This window comes from Bradyrhizobium iriomotense (assembly GCF_018130765.1).
GTDB classification, from domain to species: Bacteria; Pseudomonadota; Alphaproteobacteria; order Rhizobiales; family Xanthobacteraceae; genus Bradyrhizobium; species Bradyrhizobium iriomotense_A.
This window is the reverse complement of the sequence record NZ_JAFCJZ010000002.1, coordinates 447,497-462,925: the sequence shown is the minus strand read 5'-3', so window position 1 is coordinate 462,925 and position 15,429 is coordinate 447,497. Positions and strand designations below refer to the sequence as shown.

At 64.9% G+C, this 15,429-nt stretch carries 16 protein-coding genes; 5 read left to right on the top strand and 11 right to left on the bottom strand.

All coding sequences use genetic code 11. The features are described from left to right. Positions 1–96: 96 nt before the first annotated feature. On the bottom strand, positions 97–2,307 hold the full coding sequence (gene purL, locus JQ635_RS05560) for a phosphoribosylformylglycinamidine synthase subunit PurL (protein WP_211408856.1): 2,211 nt from the start codon (positions 2,305–2,307) through the stop codon (positions 97–99). A gap of 185 nt (positions 2,308–2,492) precedes the next feature. Here purL and JQ635_RS05555 point away from each other — a divergent pair, with 185 nt between their 5' ends. Then, the gene (locus JQ635_RS05555; RefSeq protein ID WP_211408854.1) at positions 2,493–2,972 is read left to right on the top strand and encodes a PaaI family thioesterase; all 480 of its coding nucleotides are present in this window, start codon (positions 2,493–2,495) and stop codon (positions 2,970–2,972) included. Positions 2,973–3,047: 75 nt separating this feature from the next. After that, positions 3,048–4,016, top strand: coding sequence for a DMT family transporter (locus JQ635_RS05550; RefSeq protein WP_211408853.1), 969 nt, complete (start codon positions 3,048–3,050; stop codon positions 4,014–4,016). Positions 4,017–4,071: 55 nt separating this feature from the next. On the opposite strand, the gene JQ635_RS05545 is transcribed toward JQ635_RS05550, so the two are convergent. From JQ635_RS05545 to purQ, 3 genes are all read right to left on the bottom strand, one after another. Then, the gene (locus JQ635_RS05545; protein WP_211408851.1) at positions 4,072–4,809 is read right to left on the bottom strand and encodes a tetratricopeptide repeat protein; all 738 of its coding nucleotides are present in this window, start codon (positions 4,807–4,809) and stop codon (positions 4,072–4,074) included. Between the two features lie 192 nt (positions 4,810–5,001). Further along, complete coding sequence (locus tag JQ635_RS05540; protein ID WP_211408850.1) at positions 5,002–5,976, bottom strand: tripartite tricarboxylate transporter substrate binding protein BugD; 975 nt, start codon at positions 5,974–5,976, stop codon at positions 5,002–5,004. Next, positions 5,973–6,674, bottom strand: a complete 702-nt coding sequence (purQ, locus tag JQ635_RS05535; RefSeq protein ID WP_211408849.1) for a phosphoribosylformylglycinamidine synthase subunit PurQ — start codon at positions 6,672–6,674, stop codon at positions 5,973–5,975. Before purQ ends, JQ635_RS05540 begins: the two co-directional genes overlap by 4 nt. A gap of 168 nt (positions 6,675–6,842) precedes the next feature. Here purQ and JQ635_RS05530 point away from each other — a divergent pair, with 168 nt between their 5' ends. Continuing rightward, positions 6,843–7,859, top strand: a complete 1,017-nt coding sequence (locus JQ635_RS05530) for a magnesium and cobalt transport protein CorA (RefSeq protein ID WP_211408848.1) — start codon at positions 6,843–6,845, stop codon at positions 7,857–7,859. A gap of 75 nt (positions 7,860–7,934) precedes the next feature. On the opposite strand, the gene purS is transcribed toward JQ635_RS05530, so the two are convergent. Together purS and purC are read right to left on the bottom strand one after the other, a co-directional pair. Next, positions 7,935–8,174: a phosphoribosylformylglycinamidine synthase subunit PurS gene (purS, locus tag JQ635_RS05525; protein WP_014494125.1), complete on the bottom strand. Its 240-nt coding sequence runs from the start codon at positions 8,172–8,174 to the stop codon at positions 7,935–7,937. Positions 8,175–8,187: 13 nt separating this feature from the next. Continuing rightward, a complete protein-coding gene (gene purC, locus JQ635_RS05520; protein ID WP_172782948.1) occupies positions 8,188–8,955 on the bottom strand; it encodes a phosphoribosylaminoimidazolesuccinocarboxamide synthase in 768 nt (255 codons plus the stop codon). Between the two features lie 331 nt (positions 8,956–9,286). Between purC and JQ635_RS05515 the strand changes: the two genes are divergently transcribed. After that, complete coding sequence (locus JQ635_RS05515; RefSeq protein ID WP_211408847.1) at positions 9,287–9,610, top strand: DUF1476 domain-containing protein; 324 nt, start codon at positions 9,287–9,289, stop codon at positions 9,608–9,610. Positions 9,611–9,615: 5 nt separating this feature from the next. Here JQ635_RS05515 and JQ635_RS05510 read toward each other — a convergent pair whose 3' ends face one another. Beyond that, positions 9,616–10,590 carry a LysR family transcriptional regulator gene (locus tag JQ635_RS05510; protein ID WP_211408846.1) on the bottom strand — a complete coding sequence of 325 codons (975 nt, stop codon included), beginning with the start codon at positions 10,588–10,590 and terminating at the stop codon, positions 9,616–9,618. A 108-nt stretch (positions 10,591–10,698) separates the two neighbouring features. Here JQ635_RS05510 and JQ635_RS05505 point away from each other — a divergent pair, with 108 nt between their 5' ends. Continuing rightward, a complete protein-coding gene (locus JQ635_RS05505; protein WP_211408845.1) occupies positions 10,699–11,526 on the top strand; it encodes an isocitrate lyase/PEP mutase family protein in 828 nt (275 codons plus the stop codon). On the opposite strand, the gene cynS is transcribed toward JQ635_RS05505, so the two are convergent. From cynS to JQ635_RS05485, 4 genes are all read right to left on the bottom strand, one after another. Beyond that, positions 11,513–12,001 carry a cyanase gene (cynS, locus tag JQ635_RS05500; RefSeq protein WP_211408844.1) on the bottom strand — a complete coding sequence of 163 codons (489 nt, stop codon included), beginning with the start codon at positions 11,999–12,001 and terminating at the stop codon, positions 11,513–11,515. The two genes, JQ635_RS05505 and cynS, sit on opposite strands and share 14 nt — an antisense overlap. A gap of 15 nt (positions 12,002–12,016) precedes the next feature. Beyond that, positions 12,017–12,940 carry an ABC transporter ATP-binding protein gene (locus JQ635_RS05495; protein WP_211408843.1) on the bottom strand — a complete coding sequence of 308 codons (924 nt, stop codon included), beginning with the start codon at positions 12,938–12,940 and terminating at the stop codon, positions 12,017–12,019. A 5-nt stretch (positions 12,941–12,945) separates the two neighbouring features. Further along, on the bottom strand, positions 12,946–13,785 hold the full coding sequence (gene ntrB, locus JQ635_RS05490; RefSeq protein ID WP_211408842.1) for a nitrate ABC transporter permease: 840 nt from the start codon (positions 13,783–13,785) through the stop codon (positions 12,946–12,948). Between the two features lie 172 nt (positions 13,786–13,957). After that, a complete protein-coding gene (locus JQ635_RS05485) occupies positions 13,958–15,337 on the bottom strand; it encodes a CmpA/NrtA family ABC transporter substrate-binding protein (RefSeq protein ID WP_211408841.1) in 1,380 nt (459 codons plus the stop codon). Positions 15,338–15,429: the final 92 nt, after the last annotated feature.

Here is a 15,429-nt window from a genome sequence, read left to right as displayed (position 1 = left end):
GCGAGCGCAGCGAAGCAATCCAGAGTCTCTCCGCGGAGACAGTCTGGATTGCTTCGTCGCGTTGCTCCTCGCAATGACGGAGTGTGTGGCCGAGCCTTACGCCGCCTTGCCGCCCATATACTCCGGCAGCCAGCGCTCGAACGACTTGCGCAAGCTGTCGATCGTAACAGGCACTTCGCCCGCGATCGCGATCGCGTCGCCACCGGTGGTGCCGATCCGCACGCAGGGCACCTCGCAGCCGCGCATCTTGGCGAGCACGCGGCCGGCTTCGGTTTCCGGCACGGTGACGAGATAGCGCGCCTGGTCCTCGCCGAACCAATAGGCCTGCGAGACGAGCGAGGTCGGCGCCGCCAGCAGCTTTGCACCGATGCCGCCCGCCATCGCCATCTCGGCGAGCGCGATCAGGAGGCCGCCGTCGGAGAGATCATGTACGGCAGTTGCCGTGCCCGCATGGATCATGCCGCGCACGCAGTCGCCGTTGCGCTTCTCGGCGGCGAGATCAACCGGGGGCGGTGCGCCCTCCTCGCGGCCGCAGATGTCGCGCAGGTACACCGACTGACCGAGCCAGCCATGGGTCTCGCCGACCAGCAGGATCGCCTCGCCCTCGGCCTTGAAGGCCAGTGACGCAGACTTGGTGAAATCGTCGAGCAGGCCGACGCCGCCGATCGAGGGCGTCGGCAGGATCGCGCGGCCGTTGGTCTCGTTGTAGAGCGAGACGTTGCCGGAGACGACCGGGAAGTCGAGCGTGCGGCAGGCTTCCGAGATGCCCTTCAGGCAGCCGACGAACTGGCCCATGATCTCGGGACGCTCGGGGTTGCCGAAATTGAGATTGTCGGTGATCGCGAGCGGCTTGCCGCCGACCGCGGTGATGTTGCGCCAGGCTTCCGCCACCGCCTGCTTGCCGCCCTCGAACGGATCAGCCTCGCAATAGCGCGGCGTGACGTCGACGGTCAGCGCGAGGCCCTTCGGCCCGTCCTGCACGCGCACGACGGCGGCGTCGCCGCCGGGGCGCTGCATGGTGTTGCCGAGAATGACGTGGTCGTACTGCTCCCAGACCCAGCGCTTGGAGCACATGTCGGGCGTGCCGATCAGCTTCTCCAGCGCAGCGCCGAGGCCCATCGGCGCGACCACGTCGCGCGCGTGCACGACCGGCAGCGCGGCGGACGGGACATGCGGGCGGTCATAGACCGGCGCCTCGTCGCCGAGCTCCTTGATCGGCAAATCGGCCATGACGTCGCCGCCATGCTTGACCACGAAGCGCTTGCTCGGCGTGGTGTAGCCGACAATCGCAAAATCGAGCCCCCACTTCGTGAAGATCTCCTCGGCTTCCTTTTCCTTCTCGGGCTTGAGCACCATGAGCATGCGCTCCTGGCTCTCCGAGAGCATCATCTCGTAGGCGCTCATGCCGGTCTCGCGGGTCGGCACCGCGTCGAGATCGAGGTCGACGCCAAGATCGCCCTTGGCACCCATCTCGACCGCCGAGCAGGTCAGGCCCGCCGCGCCCATGTCCTGGATCGCGATGACGCAGCCCTTCTCCATGATCTCGAGACAGGCTTCCAGCAGCAGTTTTTCGGCGAAGGGATCGCCGACCTGCACGGTCGGGCGCTTCTCCTCGGACTTGTCGTCGAACTCGGCCGACGCCATCGAGGCGCCGTGGATGCCGTCGCGCCCCGTCTTGGAGCCGAGATAGACGATCGGCATGTTCACGCCGGAGGCGGCCGCATAGAAGATCTTGTCGGCGTCGGCGAGGCCGACGGCCATGGCGTTGACGAGGATGTTGCCGTCATAGCGGGTGTGGAAGCGCACCTGGCCGCCGACCGTCGGCACGCCGAAGGAATTGCCGTAGCCGCCGACACCGGCGACGACGCCGGAGACGAGATGCCGGGTCTTGGCATGCTCGGGCGCACCGAAGCTCAGCGCGTTCAGGCAGGCGATGGGACGCGCGCCCATGGTGAAGACGTCGCGCAAAATGCCGCCGACGCCGGTGGTCGCACCCTGGTACGGCTCGATGTAGCTCGGGTGGTTGTGGCTCTCCATCTTGAAGACCACGGCCTGGCCGTCGCCGATGTCGATCACGCCGGCATTCTCGCCGGGGCCCTGGATCACCCAGGGGGCCTTGGTCGGCAGGCCGCGCAGATGGATGCGCGAGGACTTGTACGAGCAATGCTCGTTCCACATCGCCGAGAAGATGCCGAGCTCGGTGAAGGTCGGCTCCCGCCCGATCAGCTTCAGGATGCGCTCATACTCGTCGGGCTTGAGCCCATGGGCGGCAACCAGTTCGGGGGTGATCTTGGGTTCGTTCTTCATGGATTCGGGGCTTTCGGCGGCGGTTTGGCCGTTCTTAGGAACATCGGGGGCTCGCGAAAAGCCCTTTATGGCGCATTTTCCCGCTGTCCCACGTTTTGCGCCGGGGGCCCCGCGGGAACGGGAATTGCACGGCGCGGATGGATCGGATTTAAGGGCAAAGCACCCGTAATTGAAGGCCCATTTCCTTGCACGAATTGACCAAAATGGCTGCTTCGCCCCGCCCTGAGCTGCATGTCGCGACCGAGGGGGAATTTGCGGGCTGGCAGACCTGGATCCGCGACAGCTTTGAGAACCATATCGGCCCCTTCTGGCACCGCCTGGAGGCGGACGGCAGCGTCCGCTGCGCCTTCCGGGTCGAGAAGAAGCACCTGAACGGCTCTGGAAACGTCCATGGCGGCTGCTTCATGGCCTTCGCCGATTACAGCCTGTTCGCGATCGGCCGCCACGCCCTGGCTGGCAAAGGCGTGACGGTCAATTTCGCCTGCGAATTCCTCGATGCGGGACATGAGGGCGAGCTGATCGAGTGCACCGGCGAGGTCACCCGCGCCGGCAAATCGCTGATCTTCCTGCGCGGGCAGATGACCGCCGGCGAGCGCCTTCTGTTCACCTTTTCCGGGACGATCAAGCGGGCGAAGTGGAAGTCGCTCCCTCAGCCAAACGCATAGCTCGGCGCCTTCCCTTTTGCCGTCCCCTCGCCCAGACTTGGGCTGAGCGCGTTCGCGCCGGGGAGCAGAAACAAGGTGCCGCAGAGCACATCGCCGAGGGGCCGCGCAGCGGCCCCCGCATCATCATCGCGACCGTCCATAGCCACCGGCGCGCGTAACTGGCGCGACTATGCGCTGCTGTTCGCGCTAACCTGCTGCTGGAGCTCGACCTATCCGCTGGCAAAACTCGCGCTGGACACGATCCCGCCCATCACCTTCATCTCGGCGCGCTCGCTGATCGCGGCCGCCTTCCTGTTCGCGATCTTGTGGATGCGCGGCACCAAAACTCCCACCGACGCCAAAGCCTGGAAGCTGTTCGCGACCCAGCAGCTGATCAACTCGACCTTCCCGTTCCTGATCATCACCTGGTCGCAGCAATATGTACCGGCCTCGAACACGGTGGTGCTGGCCTCGACCACGCCGATCTTCGCCTTCCTGATCACCTCGCTGATCACGCGGCACGAGCCGGCGACGCTGCTGAAGTTCGCCGGCGCGATTTTGGGACTCGCCGGCACCGTCGCCATTGTCGGCCTCGATGCGCTGCGCGGCTTCGGGAGCGAGATCGTGGCGGAGATCGCGATCCTGCTCGCCACCATCTCCTTTGCCTGCGCGACCATCTTCGGCCTCAGGCTGTCCGATTACGACCCGATGGTGGTGGCGGCCGGCTCGCTGCTGTTCGGCGGCCTCGTGCTGCTGCCGCCCGCGCTGGTCATCGACCAGCCCTGGACGCTGCATCCGACGCCAACGGCCATCGTCGCCACCATCGTCATGGGCATCGTCTCCAGCGCATTGGGCCTGATGCTGTTCTACGTCTGCCTCGGCCGGCTCGGCACGCTGACCACCAACGCGCAAGGGTACTTGCGCATCCCGATCGGCGTTGGCCTATCGGTGCTGCTGCTCGGCGAAAGCGTGCCGTCGAACCTCGCCCTGGGCCTGCTGCTGGTCATGGCCGGCGTCGCCGCGATGACAGTGCCGGCGGAAAGGTTCAAGCTGCGTAGAGCATGATCCGGAAAAGTGCGCAGCGGTTTTCCGATAAGATCATGCTCAACAATAAAATCGCTCAGGTCGACAGCTGCTTCTCCGCGATCGACAGCCATTCGGCCTGCGCCTCGCGCAGATATTTTGGCGCGCGGCGCATCTGGATCAGCAGTTCGTTGAAGACCACCCGCGCCTCGGCGGTCCGCCCGACCATTTGCAGCAGCATGCCGTAGCGCACCCGCGCCTCGGCGCCGGGGAAATAGCCGGCGAGCGCGTGATATTCCTCCAGGGCCTCGTCGAGCCGGCCGACCTCGGCGAGCGCGCGGGCATAGAGCAGATGCGCGTCGGCGGAATCGAAGTCGGGCCATTGCTTCTGGAGATCGTCCAGCGTCGCCAGCGCATCGGCCGGGCGCTTGGCGGCAAACTCGGCCTGCGCCTTGCCGAAGGCATAGGCGGGATCATGGCCCATGGGCAGCTTCAGGATGTGATCGTAGTGCTGCTCGGCTTCGCTGTAGCGCCCGATCTTCGCGCACTCTTCCGCCAGCGCTGCGCGGTTGGCAATGGTGTCGGTGCCGGCCAACCGATCGGACAGCTCGCGATAGCGCTTCTCGGGATCGAGCCGGTTGGCGACACGCTGGCGCGCCTGTCGCGCGCCGGGGCTCGAGAACCACTCGGGAATGAGCTCGACCACGATGTAGGCGAGCGCGCCGATCAGCGGCACCATCAGGATGATGAAGGCCCAGGGCTGCAACCGCCCGGTTCGCGAGGCGTGGTAGATCAGCGTGATATCGAGCAGCAGAACGACCAAAGCGACGGGCATGTGACATCCACGAGCACAACGACAGCGTACGCACCCTGATATCGCAGCCGACACCGGGAGACAACTTCGAGTTGCCTCCACCTGCAGAAATCAGCACCCGGATGCGCGCGCGTTTGATGGCGATCAGGGATCAGTCGCGTCGTTGGCGATGGAGGTTCACGTGGGCACGGCGGATCGCGATCCGCCGGCGATCTATTGCTTGGCGTCGTCCGCCAGCATCTTCCGGTACTTCTCGACGTCGCGCGTCACCAGCTGCTGCAGCAGCTCCGGCGTATGCTCGTTGTCGTCAGGCGCAACGGTCGAGAGATCGGCAAAGCGCTTCTTCACCGCGTCGGTCTCAACCGCGGTGCGCGCCGCTGCGTTCAGCTTGGCGATGACAGCCGGCGGCGTGCCCTTCGGCGCGAACAGGCCGTTCCAGCCCTGCGCCTCGAACTCGGGCAGCCCGGCTTCAGCAGACGTCGGCAGGTCCGGCAGCGTCGCGAGCCGCACGGTCGAGCCGACCACGAGGCCCCTCACCAGCTTCTCGTTGATCGACTGCGAGACCGAGGCGGCGGCATCGCAGACGCCGTCGATCTGGCTGCCGACAGCGTCCGTCAGCGCGGGCGCGGCGCCACGATAGCCGACCAGCGTCGCATCGATCCCGGCGGCGGTGACGAAGCTCTTGCAGATCAGATAATTCGACGAGCCGACGCCGGCATGGCCGAGATTGATCTTGCCGGGATTGGCCTTGGCGTAGGCGATGAACTCCTTGAGGTCCTTCGCCGGAAAATCTTTGCGCAGCGCGACGATGCCGAAGGTCTTCGCCACCATCGCGATCGGCACGAAGGAATCAGGCGTGAACGGCAGTTTTGGATAGATCGTGTAGGTCGCGGCATTGGTGCCGGCATTGCCGATCGCGATGGTGTAGCCGTCAGGCTCGGCGCGGGAGGCGCGCGCCAGCGCGGTCGAGCCGCCGGCGCCCGCAACGTTTTCGATCACGATGGTCTGGCCGAGCGCGACGCTCATCTGTTCGGCGACGGTGCGCGCGATCACGTCCGAGGTGCCGCCGGCCGCGAACGGCACGATCATGGTGATCGGACGCTTGGGATAGTCCTGCGCGAATGCGCCTGTTGCGAACGCCAGCGCCGCGATCGCGGCGAGAGCACGCTTCACCACGAACGAGATCACGCGGCCTTTTCCAGATGCTGGGCGAGGCCGGCGAACAGGCCGCGGCCGTCGGTGCAGCCCATGATGTCTTCGACGTGGTTTTCCGGATGCGGCATCATGCCGAGTACGTTGCCCTTGTCGTTGACGATGCCGGCGATCGACTGTGCCGCGCCGTTGATGTTGGCGGCCTCGTCGACCACGCCGTCGGCGGAACAATAGCGGTAGAGCACCCGCCCCTCGCCTTCGAGCCGCTTGATCGTCTCTTCGTCCGCCTCGTAATTGCCCTCGCCATGGGCGACGGGCACGCGGATCACCTGGCCGGCATTGTAACCGCGGGTGAACGGGGTATCGGAGCGCTCGACGCGCAGATGCACGTCGCGGCAGATGAATTTCAGCCGCGCATTGCGCATCAGCACGCCCGGCAGCAGGCCGGACTCGCAGAGGATCTGAAAGCCGTTGCAGACGCCGAGCACGAGGCCGCCCTTGGCCGCGTAATCGCGCACCGCATCCATCACCGGCGCACGCGCGGCGATTGCGCCGCAGCGCAGGTAATCGCCATAGGAGAAGCCGCCGGGCACGACCACGAGATCGGTGCCTGATGGCAGCGACGTCTCGGCGTGCCAGACCATCGCCGGCTCGCTGCCGGAGATCAGCCTCAATGCGCGCGCCATGTCGCGCTCACGGTTGATTCCGGGAAAGACGAGGATGGCGGCTTTCATGGCAGAGGTTCCGACGGTGCTGGGAATCGGGGCTGGCCGAAGGGCCAATTCGTGAAGAGACATAGCCATTTGACGGGGATTTTACCAGTGCTAGCCTCGCCGGGCGGCCTTGTACACAGGCCATAGCCACGGCACTTTTGCCTGTCGATCTTGCCCGGGATTGAAGCCATGAACGTCCCGTCGCGGCCCACATCTCCCTCCGAGCCGGTGTCCACCGAGGGCGTCGTCGCCGCCGGCGCCTATGTCGACGGAAGGCGCGTCGCCAATATCGCCATCAGCGAGGCCTCGAGCTGGCGGGCCAAGCCCGGCCACGTGGTCTGGATCGGCCTGCACGAGCCCGACATGGCGCTGCTCGGCGCGGTACAGAAGCAGTTCGACCTGCACGAGCTCGCGATCGAGGACGCCAACCACGCCCATCAACGGCCCAAGATCGAGCAATATGGCGAGGCCCTGTTCATCGTGGCGCGCACCGCGCAGCTGATCGAGGGCCGGATCGCCTTCGGCGAGACCCACATCTTCGTCGGCGACGGCTATCTGGTCTCGGTGCGCCACGGCGCCTCGACGTCCTACACCCCGGTGCGCGAACGCTGCGAAAGTTGCCCGCGGGCGCTCGCGCGCGGCGAGGACTATATCCTCTACGCGATCCTCGATTTCATCGTCGACAATTACTCGCCCGTGCTCGAGAGCATTCACGAGGAGGTCGAGGGCATCGAGGACGACGTGCTTGCGCACGCGATCACCAGGGCGCAGATCGAACGTCTCTACATGCTGCGCCGTGACCTGTTACGGCTCCGCAACGCGATCGGGCCGCTGGTGGAGGTCTGCCGCCGGCTCGAGCACGACGAGCTGTCGATGGTGCGCGCGACGATGCAGCCGCTGTTCCGCGACGTTACCGACCACGTCAGGAACATCCAGGAGCGGATCGATTCCATGCGCGAGGTGTTGGCCTTCGCCTTCGAAGCGAGTCTGCTGGTCGGCCAGGCGCAGGAGACGGCAGTCTCAAAGAAGCTCGCCTCGTGGCTGGCGATCATCGCCATCCCCACTGCGCTCGCCGGCATCTACGGCATGAACTTCAAGCACATGCCGGAGCTGGACTGGGAGTACGGCTACTACATGCTGCTCGGCGTGATGCTGGCGGCCTGCGGCGCGCTCTATTGGCGTTTTCGGCGGGTGGGATGGCTGTGATGCGAAAGCGCTCAGCAATAGCTGAGTAGCCCGGATGGAGCGAAGCGCAATCCGGGCTACGGCTGCAAGCCTGGCCTAGACGATCTCGACCCGATAATTCTCGATCACGGTGTTCGCCAGCAGCTTGTCGGCGGCTTCCTTCAGCGCGGCTTCCGCCTTGGCCTTGTCGGCACCGGCGAGCTCGATGTCGAACACCTTGCCCTGGCGGACGCTCGCGACGCCGTCGACGCCGAGCGACTTCAGCGCGCCTTCGATGGCCTTGCCCTGCGGATCGAGGATACCCGTCTTCAGGGTAACGGTAACACGTGCCTTCACGTCTATATCCCTCTTAGCTCTTCACCAGCACGGGACCCGTGCCCTGCGGACGCTCGTTCTCCATGAGGATGCCGAGGCGCTTTGCGACTTCCGTGTAGGCCTCGAGCAGGCCGCCGAGGTCGCGGCGGAAACGGTCCTTGTCGAGCTTCTCGTTCGATTTGATGTCCCACAGCCGGCAGCTATCCGGCGAGATCTCGTCGGCGACGATGATCCGCATCATCTCGTTCTCGAACAGACGGCCGCACTCCATCTTGAAGTCGACGAGGCGGATGCCGATGCCGAGGAAGAGGCCGGTGAGGAAATCGTTGACGCGGATGGCGAGCGCCATGATGTCGTCGATCTCTTGGGGCGTTGCCCAGCCGAAGGCAGTGATGTGCTCTTCCGACACCATGGGGTCGTTGAGCTGGTCGTTCTTGTAATAGAATTCGATGATCGAACGGGGCAGCTGCGTGCCCTCCTCGATGCCGAGGCGCTGCGACAGCGAGCCGGCGGCAACGTTCCGCACCACCACTTCCAGCGGCACGATCTCGACCTCGCGAATCAACTGCTCGCGCATGTTGAGGCGGCGGATGAAATGGGTCGGCACCCCGATGTCGTTGAGGTGCTGAAACAGGTACTCCGAGATCCGGTTGTTGAGGACACCCTTGCCCTCGATCACCTGATGCTTCTTCGCATTGAACGCGGTGGCGTCATCCTTGAAGTGCTGGATCAGGGTACCGGGCTCCGGGCCTTCATAGAGAACCTTTGCCTTGCCTTCATAAATGCGACGCCGACGGCTCATTGGGATGTACCGTGTTTTGTTGAAATCCATGAATTTGGTGTGCTCCGGTTGATTAGGATTACGACCCACAGCGGAGCTGCCGTGAACGGCTCGGAACCCGTCCATAACCCAAGGAAACACCGAGGAAACAGAACGGGAACCAAGCCTTAGGCAACCTATCCGATTGGCTGTCCGAGCACAATCGATCCGGCCGTCCGGCGCCCAACTTATACCGTCTTGCCTGCGGCTTAACGGCTCGTTGTTTTGCCGATTCGTGCTCCTTATCTAGGCATGCGCCGGGGCTCCCGCAACGAGGGCCGCCGGGTCCAGTCAGCAGGGAATTGGAAGAGGCATGAACGAGATCAATAAGCGCGAGGAAGGCTTCGAGAAGAAATTTGCCCTCGACGAGGAGCAGAAATTCAAGGCGGAGGCCCGCCGCAACCGGCTGCTCGGGCTGTGGGCGGCCGAAAATCTCGGCATATCGGGCGAAGCTGCCACCGCCTATGCCAAGGAGGTCGTCGCGGCCGATTTCGAGGAAGCCGGCGATGCCGACGTCCTGCGCAAGATCATGGCCGATTTCGCCGCCAAGAGCGTCGCAGTTACCGAACAGGCGATTCGCGCCAAGATGAGCGAGCTGCTCGCGGTCGCGGCTGCCGAGGTGAAGACAGGGAAATAATCCATTCAGGCCCGACGCCGGCGCGCCACGACCTTGCGCGCCGGCGATCTTTTTCGGCCAGCCCGGTTCTTCGAGACGTCGCCCGTGGCGTAGTCGCGGCGGATGGTTTCCAGGAGGCGCTGAGCGGCCGCACTCAGGAAGCCACCGCGACGGGTCACCAGCACGATATGCTGGTCCGCGGCGAGATCGCCGACGGCGATCGTCGAGATCGCTCCCGCATGCAGCTCCTCCGCCACGTGGCTCTGCGCCAAGAGCGCAAGGCCGAAGCCCGCCTCCACGAGCCGCTTCTGCGCGGTGAGGCTGTCCACCGCCGTCCACTCCACGTCCCCGAGGCCTTGCGTCAGGAACAGCGCGAACACGTGAGCAGCCGCAATCTCGCGGCGGCCGCGCGTTTCCGGGAACGCGATCCAGCGCTCGCCGCGAAGCTCGACAAGCCGTTTCACGCGCTTGCCGGCAAGCGGATGATCGGACGCGCAGACCACCTGCAACGCCTCGCTCAGCACCAGCTCATAGGCAAGATCGCCGGCGCGGTCGGCGTTGTAACGCAGGCCGATCGTCGCCTCTCCACGCCGGATGAGATCGCTGACCTCCGCGCTGGTCGCGGTCCGCAAGGCGAGCGCGACGGCGGGATTTTCCGCGGCAAATCGCTTCATGATGCCCGACAGGCGGCCGTCGGCGAGCGTGCCGGTCACGGCCAGCGAAACCGGCCCCGAATTCTGCTTGGTCAGCGCGCGTATGGCCTGCTCGGCGTCCTGCGCCGCCGCGACGGCGCGCTCGGCATAGGGGATCAGCACGCGCCCGGCATCGCTGAGCCGTGTGCGGCCGGCGATCCTTTCGAACAGGGGCACGCCGAGCTCCTGCTCCAGCAGCGCAATGCGGCGCGAAATCGCCGGCTGCGAGCGATGCAGCGCCTTTGCAGCGTTCGAGATGCCGCCGCGCCGGTGTACCACCAGGAACGTGTTCAGCGCGTCGCTGTCCATGCCGGACCTCATGCAAAAAGCTGATGATATCGAGAGAAATAACAAATTTGTCTGATGGGTGAAACCACCCTATCGCTGCTGCGCGACAAGAGACCGACAGGAGCCCCCATGCGCACCCAGGCCGACAAGGCAGCACGATTTCGCGAACTGCATCAGCGCCCCGGCGCCTTCATCATCCCGAACCCCTGGGATGCCGGCACCGCAAAACTGCTGGCGTCGATGGGGTTCGAGGCGCTTGCGACGACGAGCCTTGGCCTTGCCAACACCCTCGGCGGCACCACCGTCAGCCTCGATGCCATCCTTGAAAACTGCCGGATCATCGCCGAGGCGACCGATCTTCCCGTCAATGCCGACCTCGAAAACTGTGGCGCGGACGATCCGAAGACCGCGGCAAGGGCCATCACGCGCGCGGCGGAGGCCGGCTGCGTCGGCGGCTCGATCGAGGATTTTACCGGCGATCCGCGCAAGCCGATCTACGAATTCCAGCTCGCGGTCGAACGCGTGCAGGCCGCCGTCGAGGCGGCACGCGCGCTCCCCTTCCCATTCACGCTGACGGCCCGCACCGAGAACCTGCTGAAGGGCACCAACGATCTCGACGACACGATCCGGCGGCTGCAGGCCTTCGAGGCCGCCGGCGCCGACGTGCTGTATTCGCCGGGGGTCCACGACATCGAGACCATCCGCACCGTGGCCTCGTCGGTCAAAAAGCCCTTCAACCTGGTGATGGGTTTTGCTGATCCGACGCTGACCCTCGCGCAATTGTCGGCGGCCGGCGTCAAGCGCATCAGCGTCGGCGGCGCCATGTCGCGCTATGCGCTGGCCGCCTTCCTGAAGAGCGCGCGCGAGATGAAGGAGAACGGCTCCTTCACCTTTGTTCGCGAGATGGCACCGATCAAGGAGCTGCGCGAGGCCTTCGCGTCGGTCAGCCCTCCCTAAAGCCGTACTCCGGCACGTTGCCGCTGGCGCCGTAATATTTGTACGGCAGGAATTTGCCGCTCATGGTGATCTTGACGCGGTCGCCCTTCGGGTTGGCGACGCGCTCGATGCCCATGTCGAAGTCGATCGCCGACATGATGCCGTCGCCGAACTCTTCCTCGATCAGCGCCTTCCAGGCCGGGCCGTTCACCATCACCATCTCGTAGAAGCGGTAGATCAAGGGATCGGTCGGCGGCATCGGCGTGCCGGCGCCGCGCATCGGCACCTCATTGAGCATAGCGGTCTCGGCCTTGGAGAGGCCGAACAGCTCGGCGGCGTTGGCGGCCTGCGGCTTCGTCAGCTTCATCTGGCCCATGATCGCGCCGACGATCAGCACCTCGGAATAGCCGCCGATCTTCTCGCAGATGTGTTTCCAGCTCCAGCCCTTCTCGCGCTTGATGTCGAGCAGCTTCTCGGTGAGGTCTTCGCGTTTCATGTCAGGGTCTCCTCGTTAGGCGGTCAATCCGGGATTGGCCCCGGGTGTCCAGGTCTGTCGTTGCTCTTCACCGCTGGATGCGATCGAGAGGCCGGGCTTGCCGATATGCACCAGGGGTACGTTGCGCGGATCGTGATCCGGCTTTTCAGTGGTGAAGGTCTTGCTGCGCGTCACCAGGAAATCGATGATGTGGTTGCGCAGCGCGTAATAAAGCGGATGGCGGTGCAGGTCGGTGCGGCCGCGATCCCTGGGCAGCGGGTTCTCGACGACCTCGGCCAGCACCGCGCCGGGTCCGTTGGTCATCAGGAAAATCTTGTCGGCGAGGTAGATCGCCTCGTCGACGTCATGGGTGATCATGAACGCGGTCTGCCCTGTCTCCAGGCAAATCCGCCGGACCTCGTCCTGCAGCGTGCCGCGCGTCAGCGCGTCCAGCGCCGAGAACGGCTCGTCCATCAGCATCATCTTCGGCGTGATCGACAGTGCCCGCGCAATGCCGACGCGCTGCTTCATGCCGCCGGACAGTTCTGACGGCCGCTTGTGCTCGGAGCCGGTGAGCCCGACAAGGTCGATGAAATTCTGCGCGTGCGCCTTGACCTTGGCGCGATCCCAGCTGCGCCATTTCGAGCTCACAGCGTAAGAGACGTTGCCGAGCACGGTGCGCCAGGGCAGGAGCGCATGGCTCTGGAAGATCACGGCGCGGTCGAGGCTGGTGCCCGAGATCGCCTGCCCGTCGACGATGACGGCGCCCTCGCTCGGCGCATCGAGGCCGGCGAGGATGTTGAGCACCGTGGTCTTGCCGCAGCCGGAATGGCCGATCACGCAGCAGAACTCACCGCGCGCCATCGAGAGCCAGAGGTTCTCGAAAATGGTGGTCGTGGCGCCACCCGCACCGGGATAGCGTTTTGCAATGCCTTCGATGGAGACGAACTTGTCGGTCACAGCCACTACTCCGGAAAGGTGACCATGCGCGTGAAGCGCGCGAGGATCTGGTCGAGCAGCATGCCGACGATCCCGATCAGGAGGATCGCGATGATCACGTTGGTGATCGAGAGGTTGTTCCACTCGTTCCAGACGAAGTAGCCGATGCCGGTGCCGCCGACGAGCATTTCGGCCGCGACGATCACGAGCCAGGCGATGCCGATCGAGATGCGCATGCCGGTCAAAATCGTCGGTGCCGCCGCAGGGAGGATCACCGTGAAGGCGCGCCTGACGGTGCCGACCTCCAGCGTGCGCGCGACGTTGATCCATTCCTTGCGGACGCTCGCGACGCCGAACACGGTGTTGAGCAGCATCGGCCAGATCGAGCAGATGAAGATCACGAAGATGGCGGAGACCGAGGAATCCTTGATGGTGTAGAGCGCCAGCGGCATCCAGGCGAGCGGCGAGATCGGCTTCAAGACCTGGATGAACGGATCGAGCGCCTTGCTGAGCAGCGGCGACATGCCGATGAGGAAACCGAGTGGGATCGCGACCAGCACCGCCAGCAGATAGCCGGTGCCGACGCGCGCGATGGAATAAGCGAGCTGGATGCCGAGCCCCTTGTCGTTCGGCCCGTTGTCATAGAACGGCCGCTTCAGATGCTCCCACAGCTTCGCGCCGACATCGAGCGGCCCGGGCATTGCGGATTTGCCCTGGGTCGCGGTGAGGCCCATCAGCTTGGCGTATTCCGGACTCATCGTCGCCACCGGCGCGGTGGAGCGCGTGGCAAGATGCCAGATGCCGAGGAACGCGGCGAGCAGCGCGATGGAGACGAGGCCGGCGCGGAGGCGGAGGGAGGAGTTCATTGCGCGAGACCTCTCCACGCGTCGTCCCGGCGAACGCCGGGACCCAAACCGCGTGATCCATCGATTGCGATCAGTGGGAGTACCGAACGACGAGTCTTCGCCAAACCTCTCCCTGTGGTTATGGGTCCCGGCCTTCGCCGGGACGACAATGGAGCGAGAGCGAGAGACTTACTCACGACTGCTTCCTGATCTTGAAGCTCGCGACATAATCCTCGGGCTTGGCCGGATCGAAATTCTTCCCCATCACCGCGAACGACTTGTAGCTGCTCGCCGGCGGCGACAGGCCCATCTCGGTCATCAGCTTCTTGGTATCGGTCGCCAGATACACCTGCTCGGCGACCGCCTTGTAATCGACGTCGCCCTTGATCTGACCCCAGCGCTTCATCTGCGTCAGCATCCACACCGCGAAGGACTGCCAGGGGAACGGATCGAAATCGACGCGCTTGGCATCGGTCTTCACGCCGCCGAGGCCGTCGGCGTAAGTGCCGGTCAGGACCTGCTCCAGCACCGTCACCGGGGCGTTGATGTAGTTGGCCGGCGCGATCGCCTCCGCAATCTGCTTGCGGTTCTCCGCCTTCGACGCATAGGCGGTCGCATCGACGATGGCGCGCGTCAGCGCGGCAAAGCTGTTCGGCGCTGCCGTGATGAACTCACGGCTGGCGGCGAAGCTGCAGCAGGGATGGCCGTCCCAGATCTCCTTGGAGAGCAGATGCATGAAGCCGACGCCGTCATAGATCGCGCGCTGGCAGATGTTGTCGGGCGCGAGGAAGCCGTCGATGTTGTCGGCGCGCAGATTGGCCACCATCTCCGGCGGCGGCACCGAGCGCAATTGCACGTCGGTGTCGGGGTCGAGGCCGTGCTCGGCGAGATAATAGCGCAGCAGGTAGTTGTGCATGGAATAGTCGAAGGGGATCGCGAATTTCAGGCCCTTCCAGTCCTTCGGATCGCGCTTGTCCTTGTGCTTGGTCGCGAGCACGATGCCCTGCCCGTTGATGTTCTCGATCGCGGGCACCGCGAACGGAATGGCGTTGGCCCCGAGGCCAAGCGAGATCGCGATCGGCATCGGCGCCAGCATGTGCGCGGCGTCGTACTCCTTGTTGATGGTCTTGTCGCGGATCACCGCCCAGCCGGCGGTCTTGACCACTTCGACGTTGAGGCCGTGCTTGGCATAGAAGCCCATCGGCGCCGCCATGATGATCGGCGTGGCGCAGGTGATCGGGATGAAGCCGACCTTGAGATCCTTCTTCTCGGGCGCGCCGGCCTGCGCGAACACTTCGGTCGCCGTCTTGAGCGGGAAGAACTGCGAGAGCGCCGCGAGCGCGGTCGATGCGCCGACCGACTTCAGGAAGGCACGCCGCGCCACATCCTGGGGAAACATCGCGCGCATGACGGCGGAGGCGACCACGCCCTCGTAACGCTTCTCCTCGCTCTCGACGGGATCACAGCGCAGCGCAGTGGCCTGCTCATGCTCCGCCGCGGATTGGTGCTGGCCGCAAACGCAGCCGGCTCGAAGGTTGCGATCGGGATCAAACGGATTGTCGAACGTGGACATCGGCCCTCCTGCGCGTCATTGCGAGGAGGATTTACGCAAGGAGTGTGCCACCCCCTCGGGAGCGGCCAGTGCCTTGATGACGCAGCACTTTC

Bases quoted from the DNA above. Each gene is read 5' to 3' on its own strand.
- ntrB (WP_211408842.1), bottom strand. From the start codon at position 13,785: ATGAACTCCTCCCTCCGCCTCCGCGCCGGCCTCGTCTCCATCGCGCTG.
- JQ635_RS05515 (WP_211408847.1), top strand. From the start codon at position 9,287: ATGAACGAGATCAATAAGCGCGAGGAAGGCTTCGAGAAGAAATTTGCC.
- JQ635_RS05505 (WP_211408845.1), top strand. From the start codon at position 10,699: ATGCGCACCCAGGCCGACAAGGCAGCACGATTTCGCGAACTGCATCAG.
- JQ635_RS05530 (WP_211408848.1), top strand. From the start codon at position 6,843: ATGAACGTCCCGTCGCGGCCCACATCTCCCTCCGAGCCGGTGTCCACC.
- purL (WP_211408856.1), bottom strand. From the start codon at position 2,307: ATGAAGAACGAACCCAAGATCACCCCCGAACTGGTTGCCGCCCATGGG.
- purC (WP_172782948.1), bottom strand. From the start codon at position 8,955: ATGAGCCGTCGGCGTCGCATTTATGAAGGCAAGGCAAAGGTTCTCTAT.
- JQ635_RS05510 (WP_211408846.1), bottom strand. From the start codon at position 10,590: ATGGACAGCGACGCGCTGAACACGTTCCTGGTGGTACACCGGCGCGGC.
- purQ (WP_211408849.1), bottom strand. From the start codon at position 6,674: ATGAAAGCCGCCATCCTCGTCTTTCCCGGAATCAACCGTGAGCGCGAC.
- cynS (WP_211408844.1), bottom strand. From the start codon at position 12,001: ATGAAACGCGAAGACCTCACCGAGAAGCTGCTCGACATCAAGCGCGAG.
- JQ635_RS05545 (WP_211408851.1), bottom strand. From the start codon at position 4,809: ATGCCCGTCGCTTTGGTCGTTCTGCTGCTCGATATCACGCTGATCTAC.
- JQ635_RS05485 (WP_211408841.1), bottom strand. From the start codon at position 15,337: ATGTCCACGTTCGACAATCCGTTTGATCCCGATCGCAACCTTCGAGCC.